Origin of the sequence: Rhodococcus sp. NPDC077669 (assembly GCF_040686915.1) — a bacterium.
In the GTDB taxonomy this organism is placed as follows: Bacteria; Actinomycetota; Actinomycetes; order Mycobacteriales; family Mycobacteriaceae; genus Rhodococcoides; species Rhodococcoides fascians.
On the sequence record NZ_JBFBMD010000001.1, the window covers coordinates 185,690 to 200,006 of the forward strand.

Genomic DNA, 14,317 nt, shown 5'->3' on the forward strand with positions numbered 1-14,317 from the left:
TCCGACGCCGTGTTCGGCGTTCTTGTCGGAGGTCGGCCCTAACGTCGTCGCAGTGAGCCTGCCGATCCAGCTGACGTTCGACGAACTCGACACCCCGCTTCACGCCACCACGTTCGTCGTCGTCGACCTCGAAACCACTGGTGGCAGCGCTGACACGGAGGCGATCACCGAAATCGGGGCAGTCAAGGTCAGAGGTGGCGAGATCATCGGCGAATTCGCCACCCTCGTCGACCCGGGCAGATCGATCCCGCCCTACATCGTCGAGTTGACCGGCATCACGACGGCGATGCTGATCGGGGCTCCCCGCATCGAACGCGTTCTCCCCGGCTTTCTCGAGTTCGCTCGCGGATCGGTACTGGTGGCACACAACGCCGGGTTCGACACGGGATTTCTCAAGGCCGCAGCGAGTCGACTCGACATCGCCTGGCCCCGCTTCCAGGTGCTCTGCACGGTCAAACTCGCCCGACGAGTGCTCACGCGCGACGAGGCACCCTCGGTGAAACTGTCCGCCCTGTCGACGTTGTTCAGATCCAGCACTCGGCCGACTCACCGAGCATTGGACGACGCGCGTGCCACGGTGGACGTGTTGCACGGCCTGATCGAACGAGTGGGCAACCAGGGCGTACACAGCTACGCGGAACTGGTCGACTACCTCCCTGCGGTGTCGGCGGGGCAACGAGCCAAACGCGGCCTGGCCGCACACCTGCCCGATACACCCGGCGTCTACCTCTTCCGTGGACCGTCGGACGAGGTCCTGTACGTAGGCACCTCGAACAACCTCAAGCGTCGGGTGCGCAACTACTTCACCGGTTCCGAGACACGTGGGCGAATGAAGGAGATGGTCTCGCTCGCCACTCGCGTGGACCACGTCGAATGTGCGCACGCACTCGAGGCAGGCGTCCGCGAATTACGGCTTCTCTCGGCTCACGTCCCGCCTTACAATCGCCGATCGAAGTTTCCCCGCAAAGGGTGGTGGGTCACCCTCACCGACGAAGCGTTTCCGCGTCTGTCGATCGTGCGCACTCCCGCACCCAACAGCCTCGGACCGTTCGCTGTTCGGGCGGACGCGGCGGAGGCCTCCGCCCTCGCCGCAGAATTCTGTCGACTTCGTACATGCACCCGCCGGTTGGGCCGCGCGGTTCGACACGGTGACGAGTGCACCGCGACGGACGTCGGTGGCTGCCCAGCGGCGTTCTCCGGGCCCCTGACGGCCGAGGAGTACTCGGGTGCCCCGGCGAAATTTCTGGCGTTCGTGTGTGGACACGACGACGAGCTGCTGTTCGCGATGCGACGCCGCGTCGCCGAACTCGCGGACCGTGAACTGTTCGAGACAGCCGCGCGTCTCCGCGATCGAATCGCGGTGACGGTGAATGTGCTCCGCAGGATGCACCGGGCGGCCGCCGTTGCGGCCATCGCCGAGCTCGTGGCGGCCAGGCGGACGGCCGACGGTGGCTGGGAGCTGATGGTGGTGCGCTTCGGCCGCTTGGCCGGGGCGGCCGTCGCACCGCGAGGGGTGCACCCGATGCCCGTCGTCGATGCGATCACGGCGTCGGCCGAGACGGTGATGCCCGATGCGACGCCACTTCGCGGTGCGCCGCCGGAAGAGGTGGGCCTGATCGCGTCGTGGCTCCACACGGACGGAGTGCGCATCGTTCGCACCACCGGTGGCTACTGCAGCCCTGCTCGGTCTGCGGGTTCGTGGGAGGAGTGGTGTCGAACGGCCCGAGAAGCAACGAGGCAGGAGTGGAGCCCGCGGAACGACCGATGAAGCGAGAGTGGAGTCGGTTGAGCAACTAGTGTTGTCTCGGTTGGGTCGAGCTCGCGTCGTGTGTGAGCCCGGAGATGCGTGAGGAGCACAGATGATCAATGCCATCGTCTTGATCGACGCCGAGGCCGATCTGATTCCGGAGGCGGCGCAGGCCGTTGCCGATGTGGACGGTGTGTCGGAGGTGTATTCGTGCGCCGGCGACGTCGATCTGATTGCCATCGTCAAGGTGCGTGATCATGCGTCGATAGCCGAGGTCATCACGAAGCACATCAATCGTGTTCGTGGTGTTCGCAGTACGACGACTCACATTGCGTTTCAGTCGTATTCGAGTGCCGACGTCGATGCAGGATTCTCGATCGGCGAGTAGTTCGGTGTGATTCAGTCGGCCAGCGCTGTGGTGCAGCGTGCCCAGTCGGCAAGCAGGCGGGCCGCGGAACCGTTGTCGACAACCGTTGCCGCAGTTGCCAATCCGGCTTCGATTTGCTCGTGCAGGTTTCCCGAGACTCCACGATGCGCGGCCATGGCCGCGGCGGCGTTGAGTAGCACGGCGTCACGGACGGGTCCGTGTTCGCCTGCGAACACGCGATGTGCCACTGCTGCATTGAATTTCGCGTCCCCGCCTCGGAGGGCCTCGATGGGCGCCCGAGCGATTCCGTAATCGGCCGGGTCGATCGAGTCGACGGTGACGGTCCCGTCGGACACCACGTGCACGGTGGTCGTGGTGGACAGGGTGATTTCGTCGAGCCCGTCGTCACCACGGACGACGAGAACCGAACTACCGCGTCGAGCGAACACGCCGGCGACGACGGGCACCAGATTCTCGAATGCGCAGCCGATCAGTCCGGCGCGTGGGCGGCCCGGGTTGGTCAAGGGGCCCAGCACATTGAAGATCGTCGGAATGCCGATCTCCTTGCGCGCCGGACCGGAGAACCGAAGTGCGGGGTGGTGGATCGGCGCGAAGCAGAACCCGATCCCAACCTGCTCGACGCTCGACGCCACCCCGGCGGGACCCAGGGTGACCCGCACGCCCAGCGCCTCGAGCACATCGGTCGTACCACTCTTGGACGACGCTGCACGGTTACCGTGTTTGACGACGCGTATTCCGCTGGCAGCGACGACGATCGCGGCCATCGTGGAGATGTTCACCGTGTCCGCACCGTCGCCGCCGGTTCCGACGACGTCCACCGCGTCACGGTCGGTCTCGACCAGAAATGCGTGCGAGAGCATGGAGTCGGCGAGACCCTCCAGTTCCGCGGGAGTGGGGCCCTTCATCTTCAGTGCCACCCCGAAGGCAGCGATCTGAGCGGCTGTGGCGTTGTCGGACATGATCTCGTCCATCACCCAGCCGGTATCGGCGCTCGACAGGTCGGCGTGCGTGGTCAACGCTCCGAGGATTCGACGCCACGTTCGCGGCTGCTCGTCACTGGTCCCTGCGGTCATGGTGGATGTGCCGTGCCCTTCTGCTGTCGATGCGCGCGGTGCGGTGGAAGCTTAGTCAGACGTGTCGGCGGGTGAGGCGGGCTGCAGCGCATCCCACCCCAGTACCGCTCCCCCACGCCGTTGCGCGAGACCCGCCATGCGAGACCTCTCCTGCGAACAGTGCAACGCGTCGAGCACCTGTACCCGCTGCAGGACCAGAGCGACACCGTCATCGACTTGCGGCCGATACCCGGTGTCGTCCGGTAGTTCGACCTGCGGACCGACCTCGTACGCATCCTGCGCCGCGACGGCTGCCGCATCGTCGACTTCGTGCGCGGGCAGCACGAGGTGATGCCGCAACAGCACCTCGGAGGACTCGATCCACGTGGGTTCTGTGTTCGCCGCCTCGTCGAGAACGGCGGAGCACGCCCGCGCGTCGTCGAAGCAGCTCGCCACTACCACCAGATCTTCGCGCGTGGGGTCCAGACGTTCCGCGGTCGACCGCGAGAACAACCGCCGAAACCACCCACCTGCACTGCTCTTTGCCATGAGGCCAGCCTTGCACGACTGGACCCTACCGGCCCGTACAGGCCCCTCCACCAGCGCGGGAACAACGGCGCGCTCGGAATCGTCCCTCCGCGACGCGCCAAGACCGGACCCGGATATGCCTTCCGTACTACGACGGGTCATACTTCTTTCTGTGACGAGCGCTGTAGGGACTCAAGGATCGGCAATCACCCAACGCGTGCACTCGCTGAACCGTCCCAATATGGTCAGCGTCGGCACGATCGTGTGGCTGTCGAGTGAACTCATGTTCTTCGCCGGGCTGTTTGCGATGTACTTCGTCGCACGCGCGCAGGCGAATGGAAACTGGCCGCCGGAGCCGACCGAGCTGAACCTCGGGCTGGCTGTTCCGGTGACGGCCGTGCTGATCGCTTCTTCGTTCACCTGCCAGCTGGGCGTGTTCGCTGCCGAGCGTGGCGACGTGTTCGGGCTTCGTCGGTGGTACATCGTCACCCTGGCAATGGGCGCGTTCTTCGTCGCCGGTCAGGGATACGAGTACTACCACCTGGTCCACGAGGGCACGACGCTCTCGAGCAGCGTGTACGGCTCGGTCTTCTACATCACGACCGGCTTCCACGGTTTGCACGTGATCGGCGGACTCATCGCCTTCGTCTTCCTGATCACCAGAACCCTGGTCAGCAAGTTCACGCCCGCGCAGGCCACCGCCGCCATCGTCGTTTCGTATTACTGGCACTTCGTCGACATCGTCTGGATTGCCCTCTTCGCGACGATCTACTTCATCCGCTAGTGACAGTCAGCAAGCCACAGATATCGAGCGAACGGATTCAGCCCCCGACGTTCGGCCCGTCCCGACACGACAAGGGATAGAAGATGAGTACATCTCCCCCAGCAGCAACCGACGACACTTCGGCCTCGAAGGCGCGACGCAAGCGTAAGACGCGTCGACGCGTCACCGGTGCACTCGTTCTGATGATGGGCCTTCTGAGCGCGGGTTTCCTCGCGTCGGCCCTGACGCCTACACCCCAGGTTGCAACAGCCGACACCGATTCGGCGGCGCTGATCCGCGAAGGCAAGCAGCTCTACGACACGTCGTGCGTGACATGCCACGGTGCCAATTTGCAGGGTGTTCAGGATCGCGGACCGAGTCTCATCGGTGTCGGTGAAGCTGCCGTCTACTTCCAGGTGTCGAGTGGCCGTATGCCGGCTGTTCGCAACGAGGCACAGGCACTGCGCAAGCCGCCGAAGTTCGACGACAAGCAGATCGACGCGCTCGGTGCTTACATCCAGGCCAACGGCGGCGGCCCGACGGTCATTCTCGACGAGAACGGTGAGGTGGCGCAGGAGTCGCTTCGCGGCGACGACATCGCCCGAGGCAGCGAGCTGTTCCGCTTGAACTGCGCGTCCTGCCACAACTTCACCGGCCAGGGCGGCGCACTGTCGTCGGGCAAGTTCGCGCCGGACCTCGGGCCTGCCAACGAGCAGGAGATCTACACCGCGATGGTCACCGGTCCGCAGAACATGCCAAAGTTCTCCGACCGTCAGCTGACGATCGAGGAGAAGTCGGACATCATCGCCTACGTCAAGTCGGCCCAGGAAACCAAGGCTGCAGGCGGCTGGGGTCTCGGTGGCTTCGGTCCCGGTACCGAGATGATCGCCCTGTGGGTTGTCGGAATCGCCGCTGTCGTCGGCGCAACATTGTGGATCGGAGCTAGATCATGAGCGACGGCGATTCCGGCCGTAAGGACGCCGACAACACCGACGGCACCAATGCCGAGGGTGTGAATCCCGACAAGAAGTACACCGACGAGGAGTTGGCAGCGCTCAGCCGGGACGAGTTGGTCGAACTCGGCACCAATCTCGACGGTGTGGATGTCGCATTCCGTCGCAATCGCTGGGCTGTGGAAGGTACTCGCGCCGAGAAGCGCGCAGAGCGCAGCGTGGCGATCTGGTTTGCCATCGCCGGCCTGTCGGCAGTCGCGTTCATCGGCGTCTACCTCTTCTGGCCTTGGCAGTACGCAGGCATCGGTGACGACAACTACAACCTGTACTCGCTGTACACGCCGCTGATCGGCGGAACGATGGGTCTTGCGATCCTCGCCGTCGGCGTCGGTGCCGTGCAGTTCACCAAGAAGTTCATCCCCGAAGAGGTCTCCATCCAGGACCGCCACGACGGAAGTTCGTCGGAAACGGACCGCAGGACGCTGGTCGCCGAGCTGGGCGATTCGCTCGACACGTCGACCATCGGACGACGCAAGGTCATCAAGCGTTCGCTTCTGTTCGGCGGCGGCGCTCTCGGCGTGATGGCACTGCTCCCCCTCGGCGGCCTCATCAAGAATCCGTGGGCCAAGGGCGAAGATTCTCCGTTGTGGGTATCCGGCTGGACGCCTCGCTACGATGGAGAGACGATCTACCTCCGACGAGACACCGGGCGACCGGAAGATGTTGTTCTCGTACGGCCCGAGGACTTGGACGCTGGTGCCATGGAAACTGTCTTCCCGTTCCGCGAGGCGGACCGCGAGAGCGAGCACGACCTGCTCATGTCACTTCGCGGTATCCGTAACGCAGTCATGCTCATCCGTTTGCGTCCCGACGACGCAAGCACGGTCATCAAGCGCAAGGGCCAGGAGAGCTACAACTACGGCGATTACTACGCCTACTCCAAGATCTGCACGCACCTGGGTTGCCCGACATCGTTGTTCGAGCAGCAGACCAACCGCATTCTCTGCCCTTGCCATCAGTCGCAGTTCAACGCGCTCGAGTACGGCAAGCCGATCTTCGGACCGGCTGCGCGCGCGCTGCCTCAGCTTCCCATCACAGTCAACGAGGAGGGTTACCTAGTGGCACAGCACGACTTCCACGAAGCACTGGGTCCCGCCTTCTGGGAACGTCGACCGGAGCGTGATTCATGAGTCCTTCACTGCAAACCCTCGCCGCCAAGCAGGCGGACGACGTAGACAGTCGTTACCACTTGGCACCAGGTTTGCGCCGCCAGATCAACAAGGTGTTCCCCACCCACTGGTCGTTCCTGCTCGGTGAGATCGCGCTGTACAGCTTCGTGATCCTGCTGATCTCCGGCGTCTTCCTCACCCTGTTCTTCGATCCTTCGCTCAGCGAGGTCGTCTACCAGGGCGCGTACACCCCGCTGAACGGCGTGACCATGTCACGTGCCTACGCGACAGCACTCGACATCTCGTTCGAGGTGCGCGGCGGTCTGTTCATGCGCCAGATCCACCACTGGGCAGCACTGATGTTCGCCGCGTCGATCATCGTGCACATGATGCGCATCTTCTTCACCGGTGCGTTCCGTCGTCCCCGTGAGGCCAACTGGGTCATCGGCTGCCTGCTGCTGATCCTGGCGATGTTCGAGGGCTTCTTCGGATACTCGCTCCCCGACGATCTGCTCTCGGGCACCGGCCTCCGCGCCGCGTTCTCCGGAATCACGATGAGCATCCCGATCGTCGGCACCTGGATGCACTGGTTGATCTTCGACGGGGACTTCCCCGGCACGATCATCATTCCTCGCCTGTACGTGGCGCACGTGCTGCTGCTGCCGGCCATCATCCTGGCGCTGATCGCAGCTCACCTGGCTTTGGTCTGGTACCAGAAGCACACGCAGTTCCCCGGACCCGGTCGTACGGAAACCAACGTCGTCGGCGTTCGTATCCTCCCGGTCTTCGCCGTCAAGTCCGGCGCGTTCTTCGCCGTGACGTTCGGCGTGATCGCCGCCATGGGCGGACTGCTGCAGATCAACCCGATCTGGGCGCTCGGTCCGTACAACCCGTCTCAGGTGTCCGCAGGTTCGCAGCCCGACTTCTACATGATGTGGACCGACGGCCTGGCGCGTCTGTGGCCGGCATGGGACATCTACATCGCTGGTCGCTACACGATTCCTGCAGTCTTCTGGGTGGCCGTGATCATGGGCCTCGTCTTCACCGTGATGATTGCCTACCCGTGGATCGAGAAGCGTCTCACCGGAGACAACGCACACCACAACCTGCTGCAGCGTCCCCGCGACGTGCCGGTCCGTACTGCAATCGGCGCAATGTCCATCGCCTTCTACGTCGTTCTGACGCTCTCGTGCGTCAACGACCTGATCGCGTACAAGTTCGACATCTCGCTCAATGCGATGACGTGGATCGGTCGAATCGGAGTGCTCATTGCTCCGCCGATCGCATACTTCGTCGCGTACCGGTTCTGCATCGGCCTACAGCGCAGCGACCGGGCAGTTCTCGAGCACGGCATCGAAACCGGAATCATCAAGCGACTCCCGCACGGCCAGTACGTGGAAATCCACCAGCCGCTCGGACCGGTCGACGATCACGGTCACCCGATCCCGCTCGATTACCAGGGTGCAGCGGTCCCCAAGAAGATGAACAAGCTCGGTTCTGCCGGCAAGCCCGGCTCGGGTTCACTGTTCACCCCGGACCCCGTTGCGCAGAGCAAGGCCCTCGAGGATGCACTCCACAAGGGCGAGCACGAGCAGCTGGCAATGCTTCGCAACTACCAGGCGGGCATTCTGGGCAATGGCCACTCGAACGGCAACGGTCACGCCAACGGCAACGGCCATACGAACGGCAACGGTCACGCCAACGGCAACGGTCATTCCAATGGCCACGCCAACGGCAACGGCCATGCCAACGGGCACGAAGACACCTCGATTTCTTCGGGTCGTCAGGACAGCGATCGCGATCACTGAGTCCTGACAACGCATTCCGCTGAAGGGCGGCACCGGCAACGGTGCCGCCCTTCTTCGTGTGGTGGCGGTACTACCCGATCGACACATGTCCGGAGACGATCCGGCTGGATCTCCATCGGTCCGCGGGAGTCCTGTGAACGGAGGCCGCAACTCTCACAGGCTCCACTCCCCTCCCCCGCCCGAGGACTGCCGATTCAGAGCGCGGTAAATGCTCGACTCGGAGCCGGCACTCACCTGCTGGTAGCCCGCAGACCCATCGGTGACGAGCATCGGCCCGGTCGGTCTCGACCGGTATTAGTATCGGTGTATGGTCCGTATCCCACTCAGTCCCGGTGAACTCGCGCGTGGTGCTCGCTTGGGCACAGCTTTGCGCCGTTTCCGGGGTAGCCGGACCATGACCGAGGTTTCCGACGCCGCCGGCATCTCCGTCGAAACGCTCAGAAAAATCGAGACCGGGCGTATCGCAACCCCGGCATTCTTTACCGTCGCCGCACTGTGCACTGCGTTGGAGATCTCACTCGATGCACTGCTCGAATCCACGGCGGATGCGTCGTCGACCCTGCGGGAGGCAGACGCGTCCTGACTGGTTCGGATCCGCGCCGTGGTCTTCCGGGACGTTCATGCGTTCCAGTCCATGACGAAAGACCGGGGTGCGGCCGGTCTCTCACCGACCCGCAGTAGGTAGGCGTGGTGCTTCTCAGTCGATCGGCGAGACCCTGATGAGGTTGCCGTCGGGGTCCGCGATCACGAAAGTGCGGCCGAAGACGGCGTCGTGTGGCTTCTGCACTACGGCAACTCCTTTCGCGACCCAATCGGTGAATATGTCGTCGACTGCTTCCGAGGGGCCGGGCACCATGAGTCCGATCTCGCTCATGCGGGGTGTGCTCGGTACAGAGTGCTCGGCGTAGCCCGTCCACAACGCGAGCAGTACACCGGGGGCAACGTCGAAAGCAACATAGTGGGGACTGGTGAAAGTCGGTTCGATCTCGAACAGGTCGCTGTAGAAGGCGGTGGCGGCCTGGGTCTCCCGGACGCCGATCAAGAACAGGTTCGGTGCAGGCATGGAGGGCTCCTCGAGTGGATGTCGTATCGATACCGAACCATCCAATCGCCTCATCGCGACAGAACCTGTCACCTTTTTCTGCCAACATCGGTCCGCATGAAGGCTTCGAGGCTGCTGCATATCTTGCTGCTCCTACAGACCCGTCAGCGCATGACAACTACCGAGCTCTCCGACCGTCTGGAAGTGTCTCGGCGCACTGTGCCGCGAGACGTCGAGGCGCTCTCGGCGGCTGGTGTGCCCGTCTATGCCGAACGCGGACGGAACGGCGGGATTGTCTTGCTCCCCAATGCACGACTCAACGCATCCCATCTGGATCCACCAGAACTCGAGGCCCTCTCCATAGCCGGTTTGGACAGCGCGCAGCTCGAACGTTTGGGGCTGTCTGCGGTATGGGAGTCGGCCGCGCGCAAGATCGCCGCCCGGCAGGCTGCGGCACCGGATATACCGGGCATGCTGGGTCTGGCGGACCTGGTACTGGTCGACAGCACCGCATGGTTCGCCGACTCGGAAACAGCGATCGACGTATCGGACCTGGCCTCGACACTTCGACGCCGACGACGACTGCAAATCCAGTACCGGCGTAGCGCCGAGAATCAGGCCTCGACGCGGGTGGTCGACCCGTACGGGATCGTAGCGAAATCAGGTCGCTGGTATCTCGTCGCCGACGACCAGGGAGACGGTCGACTGTTCGCGCTGGAACGGCTCTCGACCTACGAACAACTCGCCGCACCAGCTGCTGTTCAACCCGGGGAAACCCTCCGCACGAAATGGGCAGCGTTGAAAGGTCGCACCGAGAGACGAGGTCACGTGAGCGTCACCGTCCGCCTGCCGGAGAAAGGCCTCGACCTGGCTCGACGGGTACTCGCCGGTCGCATCCACGAGGTCTCCGCCGCGAAAGACGGCTGGTGCACCGTCGTCGTCCGCTATCCCGATATCGAGTCGGTACGTCAACTACTTCAATTCGGCGATCACATCGAAGTACTCACACCAGCCGCAGCTCGCGAACGCATCGGTCAGCTCGCCACAGTTCTGGCCGAAAAGCACTCGACCCCCGCCGGCTGACCCGGTCGGAATGCCCCTGCACTCGAGCGATGTCCCCGGTGTGCACGTTCCAGCACAGAAAAGGGCCCCGATCGCTCTCGTGAACGATCGGGGCCCTTTTCGGGTGTCTACAGGTCAGTGGCGTTCGGCACCGATGTGGTACTCGAAGACCAATCCAGCGGCCGAGGCGATGACGCACACGACGCCCAGAGCAATCAACCAGGGCTGGAAGAAGGCAAAGCCCAGAGCGGTGATCGACGCCGCCACGGCCAGCACGAACGGCCAGAAGCTGCCGGGGCTGAAAAAGCCCAGGTCGCCTGCGCCGTCACTTACCTCGGCGTCGTCGAAGTCTTCGGGCCGAGTGTCGAGCCGTCGCGCGACGAATCGGAAGTACGTTCCGACGATCAGCGTCAGGCCGACCGACAGGAAGATCGCCGTGACGCCTGCCCACTCGACGCCGGTTCGGCTCAATCCTGTGAACAGCGCATACACGATGCCGACCAGGAGGAAGAAGACCGTGAGGATCTCGAAGATCTTCGCTTCGATTTTCATATCAGCATGCTTCCTTGGTCAGTTGCCTTCGGCGACGGTGGCGGTACGGACGGTGCGATCGGTCTCGAACGGCGAGGTGCTGGTCGCGAGCGGGCTCTCGCCGATGGCTTCCAGTGCCTGCGCGTTGGTCAGCGCTTCGCCACCCTCGGACAACGGCTTGCGCAGCTCGATGTACTGCTCGAACTTGTCCGGGGACACGGCGCGAACCTCGAAGTTCATCATCGAGTGGAACGTGCCGCACATCTCCGTGCATCGACCGACGAACGAACCTTCGCGCTCGATTTCGCTGATCTGGAACACGTTGTCGGAATGGTTCTCCTCGGGGTTGGGGAGAACGTCACGCTTGAACAAGAACTCCGGAACCCAGAACCCGTGGATGACGTCCGAGGATGCCAGCACGAATTCGATGCGCTTTCCGGTGGGAAGGACGAGCACCGGAATCTCGGCGCTGGAACCGACCGTTTCGATCTTGTTGTAGTGCAGGTAGGACAGATCCTGGGGAATGGCACCGTGGATCGCGCCGGGCACGAACTCGCCGTCCTCGCTACCCTCGGCGCCTTCGCCGGGAGTTGCGGCGGCTTCTGCGGCGGCCTGCTCCTCTTCGTCGGTGCCCTCGTACTTGGCGGCACCGTCCTTGAGGTCGATCGTCCGGTATCCGAACTTCCAATTCCACTGGTATGCGGTCACGTCGACCTGGACGTCGGGATCTGCCTGCTTCTCGTCGACGTAGTTCTGCACCACGACGGTGAAGTAGAAGAGCACGGCGATGATCACGAACGGAACCGCCGTGTAGAACAGCTCGAGCGGAACGTTGTACGCGGTCTGACGCGGGAACTCCGGGGAGCTCTTCTTCTTACGGTGGAAGAGCACCACCCAGAAGATCAAGACCCACACGACGATGCCCATGACCAGGGCGGCGATGACCGACCAGGTCCACAGGTCGCCGATGCGTCGTCCCTGCGGAGTGACGCCCGAGGCGAAACCGAAATTGAGTACGTTGTCACTGCTGATGGAACAGCCCGACAGCATCAACGCGGCTACACCGAGAAATGCTGTCAGCCCCGCTCGCCGAAGGATCCGACTATGCGCCACGTTCACGCCTTCCTGATTGCCCACCACTGAAGAATAAGGGCTTCCACATGGAGATGCCCGAGTACTACGCAGCGTAGACCAAAGCTGACGCGGAGCCACCCTTGGGTCGTTACCTAGGTTCGAGCGTGTCTGCGGCATACTCGGTTGCTGATCGACCGTCCCGCTGACGACACGCGGAGATCCGGCCCCCGGCATTGTCCCCAACTGCGAGAAGAGGTAGCAGACGCTGTGTGTGGACTGCTCGGAGTACTGACATCTCACGGAACGACCGCCGCCGGCGTCGAGCTGGTGAGCTCGGCGACTCACTGCATGCGCCATCGAGGCCCGGACGAGCCCGGTGGCACCTGGCACGACGACGACGTCGTGTACGGCTTCAATCGACTCTCGTTCATCGACATCGAACACTCGCATCAGCCGATGCGGTGGGGACCTCCGGGTTCACCCGACCGGTACGCGTTGGTGTTCAACGGCGAGATCTACAACTACCTCGAGTTGCGTGCTGAGCTCGCGCGCGATCACGGTGCAGAATTCGCCACCGAAGGTGACAGCGAATCGATCGTTGCGGCATTCCACTACTGGGGCGCTGCCGCCGTGCAACGTCTGCGAGGAATGTTCGCCTTCGCCATCTGGGACACCGAGACGCGCGAGATGTTCATCGCGCGCGATCCCTTCGGCATCAAGCCGCTGTTCTACGCCACGGGCCCGGGTGGAACCGCGTTCGGCAGTGAGAAGAAGAGCGTTCTCGAACTGATGGAGCTGCTGGGCGTCGAGCTCGATCTCGACCCGCGGGCCATCGAGCACTACACCGTGCTTCAGTACGTCCCGGAACCGGAGACGCTGCACGCGGGGATCAGGCGGCTCGAGTCGGGTTGCTACGCCACCCTCTCCCCCGGTACGCCGCCGAAGATCACCCGATACTTCACACCGACGTTCCCGGTGAAGCCTTTCGCTCCCGGCAGCGAGAAGGCTCGCTACCAGGAGATTGCCGAGGCGCTCGAAGATTCGGTCGCCAAGCACATGCGAGCCGACGTGACCGTCGGTTCCTTCCTCTCGGGCGGCATCGATTCCACGGCCATCGCGGCACTGGCGATTCGACACAATCCGAACTTGATCACCTTCACGACCGGCTTCGAGCGCGAGGGTTACTCCGAGGTCGACGTTGCAGCGGAGTCGGCAGCCGCGATAGGTGCTCGGCACATCGTGAAAGTGGTCGGACCTGAAGAGTTCGCGGCGTCCATTCCCGAGATCGTCTGGTACCTGGACGACCCGGTGGCCGATCCGGCGCTCGTACCGCTCTACTTCGTCGCCAAAGAAGCTCGCAAACACGTCAAGGTCGTGCTGTCCGGAGAGGGTGCGGACGAACTGTTCGGCGGCTACACCATCTACCGCGAGCCGCTGTCGTTGAAGCCGTTCGAGTCTCTACCCGCATTTCTACGCCGCGCAGCCGGATCGTTGAGCGAGCGCATTCCCGAAGGCACGCGCGGCAAGAGCTTGCTGCACCGAGGATCGATGACCCTCGAGGAGCGCTACTACGGCAACGCACGCAGCTTCAACGACGCGCAGTTGCGATCGGTGCTGCGTGAGTTCCGTTCGGAGTGGACGCATCAGGACGTCACCGCGCCCATCTACGCGCAGTCGCAGGGGTGGGATCCCGTGGCTCGTATGCAGCATCTGGATCTGTTCACCTGGCTTCGCGGCGACATTCTGGTCAAGGCCGACAAGATCACCATGGCGAACTCGCTCGAGCTGCGCGTCCCGTTCCTCGATTCCGAGGTCTATCGCGTGGCAGAGAAGTTGCCACTGGAGCAGAAGATCACCAAGAGCACTACCAAATACGCGCTGCGCCAGGCGCTGGAAGGCATCGTTCCCGGTCATGTTCTGCACCGCGCCAAGCTCGGTTTTCCGGTGCCACTGCGCCACTGGCTGCGCGGTACCGAACTCTTCGACTGGGCTCACCAGCAGATCGCCGAGTCACAGACCGATCACCTTCTGAACAAGGCCGCCATCGTCGCCATGCTCGACGACCATCGGGCAGGCAAATCGGATCACAGCCGTCGCCTGTGGACGCTGCTCATCTTCATGGTGTGGCACGGGATCTTCGTGGAGAAGCGCATCGTGCCGCAGATCGCCGAACCGGAGTACCCGGTCAACATCTGACGTG

At 63.4% G+C, this 14,317-nt stretch carries 14 protein-coding genes; 9 read left to right on the top strand and 5 right to left on the bottom strand.

Annotated elements, in window-relative coordinates:
• Window positions 1-52 precede the first annotated feature (52 nt).
• Together AB0P23_RS00870 and AB0P23_RS00875 are read left to right on the top strand one after the other, a co-directional pair.
• A complete protein-coding gene (locus AB0P23_RS00870; RefSeq protein ID WP_032391006.1) occupies window positions 53-1,768 on the top strand; it encodes a DEDD exonuclease domain-containing protein in 1,716 nt (571 codons plus the stop codon).
• Window positions 1,769-1,859: 91 nt separating this feature from the next.
• Complete coding sequence (locus AB0P23_RS00875) at window positions 1,860-2,135, top strand: Lrp/AsnC ligand binding domain-containing protein (protein ID WP_027497377.1); 276 nt, start codon at window positions 1,860-1,862, stop codon at window positions 2,133-2,135.
• A gap of 11 nt (window positions 2,136-2,146) precedes the next feature.
• On the opposite strand, the gene trpD is transcribed toward AB0P23_RS00875, so the two are convergent.
• A complete protein-coding gene (gene trpD, locus AB0P23_RS00880; RefSeq protein ID WP_032368113.1) occupies window positions 2,147-3,208 on the bottom strand; it encodes an anthranilate phosphoribosyltransferase in 1,062 nt (353 codons plus the stop codon).
• Between the two features lie 51 nt (window positions 3,209-3,259).
• The gene (locus AB0P23_RS00885) at window positions 3,260-3,736 is read right to left on the bottom strand and encodes a hypothetical protein (protein ID WP_032370292.1); all 477 of its coding nucleotides are present in this window, start codon (window positions 3,734-3,736) and stop codon (window positions 3,260-3,262) included.
• A 151-nt stretch (window positions 3,737-3,887) separates the two neighbouring features.
• On the opposite strand from AB0P23_RS00885, the gene AB0P23_RS00890 reads away from it, so the two are divergent.
• The 5 genes from AB0P23_RS00890 to AB0P23_RS00910 all read left to right on the top strand — a co-directional run bounded on the left by AB0P23_RS00890 (window position 3,888) and on the right by AB0P23_RS00910 (window position 8,991).
• Window positions 3,888-4,499 carry a heme-copper oxidase subunit III gene (locus AB0P23_RS00890; protein ID WP_027497380.1) on the top strand — a complete coding sequence of 204 codons (612 nt, stop codon included), beginning with the start codon at window positions 3,888-3,890 and terminating at the stop codon, window positions 4,497-4,499.
• A gap of 83 nt (window positions 4,500-4,582) precedes the next feature.
• Entirely contained in the window at window positions 4,583-5,431 is an 849-nt protein-coding gene (locus AB0P23_RS00895) for a cytochrome c (protein WP_027497381.1), read from the top strand.
• Window positions 5,428-6,621: a ubiquinol-cytochrome c reductase iron-sulfur subunit gene (locus AB0P23_RS00900; RefSeq protein ID WP_230595325.1), complete on the top strand. Its 1,194-nt coding sequence runs from the start codon at window positions 5,428-5,430 to the stop codon at window positions 6,619-6,621. Before AB0P23_RS00895 ends, AB0P23_RS00900 begins: the two co-directional genes overlap by 4 nt.
• Window positions 6,618-8,408 (top strand): cytochrome bc complex cytochrome b subunit, encoded by a 1,791-nt coding sequence (locus tag AB0P23_RS00905; RefSeq protein WP_032368115.1) that lies wholly within the window; start codon window positions 6,618-6,620, stop codon window positions 8,406-8,408. Before AB0P23_RS00900 ends, AB0P23_RS00905 begins: the two co-directional genes overlap by 4 nt.
• Before the next feature lie 307 nt (window positions 8,409-8,715).
• Complete coding sequence (locus tag AB0P23_RS00910; protein WP_032368116.1) at window positions 8,716-8,991, top strand: helix-turn-helix transcriptional regulator; 276 nt, start codon at window positions 8,716-8,718, stop codon at window positions 8,989-8,991.
• A 114-nt stretch (window positions 8,992-9,105) separates the two neighbouring features.
• On the opposite strand, the gene AB0P23_RS00915 is transcribed toward AB0P23_RS00910, so the two are convergent.
• Complete coding sequence (locus AB0P23_RS00915) at window positions 9,106-9,471, bottom strand: VOC family protein (RefSeq protein ID WP_032387838.1); 366 nt, start codon at window positions 9,469-9,471, stop codon at window positions 9,106-9,108.
• Between the two features lie 96 nt (window positions 9,472-9,567).
• Between AB0P23_RS00915 and AB0P23_RS00920 the strand changes: the two genes are divergently transcribed.
• Window positions 9,568-10,533 (top strand): WYL domain-containing protein, encoded by a 966-nt coding sequence (locus AB0P23_RS00920; protein WP_032374367.1) that lies wholly within the window; start codon window positions 9,568-9,570, stop codon window positions 10,531-10,533.
• Window positions 10,534-10,647: 114 nt separating this feature from the next.
• On the opposite strand, the gene AB0P23_RS00925 is transcribed toward AB0P23_RS00920, so the two are convergent.
• Together AB0P23_RS00925 and AB0P23_RS00930 are read right to left on the bottom strand one after the other, a co-directional pair.
• The gene (locus AB0P23_RS00925) at window positions 10,648-11,064 is read right to left on the bottom strand and encodes a cytochrome c oxidase subunit 4 (protein WP_027497386.1); all 417 of its coding nucleotides are present in this window, start codon (window positions 11,062-11,064) and stop codon (window positions 10,648-10,650) included.
• An 18-nt stretch (window positions 11,065-11,082) separates the two neighbouring features.
• The gene (locus tag AB0P23_RS00930) at window positions 11,083-12,162 is read right to left on the bottom strand and encodes a cytochrome c oxidase subunit II (RefSeq protein WP_027497387.1); all 1,080 of its coding nucleotides are present in this window, start codon (window positions 12,160-12,162) and stop codon (window positions 11,083-11,085) included.
• Window positions 12,163-12,384: 222 nt separating this feature from the next.
• Between AB0P23_RS00930 and asnB the strand changes: the two genes are divergently transcribed.
• Window positions 12,385-14,313, top strand: a complete 1,929-nt coding sequence (gene asnB, locus AB0P23_RS00935; protein WP_032391002.1) for an asparagine synthase (glutamine-hydrolyzing) — start codon at window positions 12,385-12,387, stop codon at window positions 14,311-14,313.
• Window positions 14,314-14,317 lie beyond the last annotated feature (4 nt).

Bases quoted from the DNA above. Each gene is read 5' to 3' on its own strand.
- AB0P23_RS00875 (WP_027497377.1), top strand. From the start codon at position 1,860: ATGATCAATGCCATCGTCTTGATCGACGCCGAGGCCGATCTGATTCCG.
- trpD (WP_032368113.1), bottom strand. From the start codon at position 3,208: ATGACCGCAGGGACCAGTGACGAGCAGCCGCGAACGTGGCGTCGAATC.
- AB0P23_RS00885 (WP_032370292.1), bottom strand. From the start codon at position 3,736: ATGGCAAAGAGCAGTGCAGGTGGGTGGTTTCGGCGGTTGTTCTCGCGG.
- AB0P23_RS00895 (WP_027497381.1), top strand. From the start codon at position 4,583: ATGAGTACATCTCCCCCAGCAGCAACCGACGACACTTCGGCCTCGAAG.
- AB0P23_RS00900 (WP_230595325.1), top strand. From the start codon at position 5,428: ATGAGCGACGGCGATTCCGGCCGTAAGGACGCCGACAACACCGACGGC.
- AB0P23_RS00905 (WP_032368115.1), top strand. From the start codon at position 6,618: ATGAGTCCTTCACTGCAAACCCTCGCCGCCAAGCAGGCGGACGACGTA.
- AB0P23_RS00910 (WP_032368116.1), top strand. From the start codon at position 8,716: ATGGTCCGTATCCCACTCAGTCCCGGTGAACTCGCGCGTGGTGCTCGC.
- AB0P23_RS00915 (WP_032387838.1), bottom strand. From the start codon at position 9,471: ATGCCTGCACCGAACCTGTTCTTGATCGGCGTCCGGGAGACCCAGGCC.
- AB0P23_RS00920 (WP_032374367.1), top strand. From the start codon at position 9,568: ATGAAGGCTTCGAGGCTGCTGCATATCTTGCTGCTCCTACAGACCCGT.
- AB0P23_RS00925 (WP_027497386.1), bottom strand. From the start codon at position 11,064: ATGAAAATCGAAGCGAAGATCTTCGAGATCCTCACGGTCTTCTTCCTC.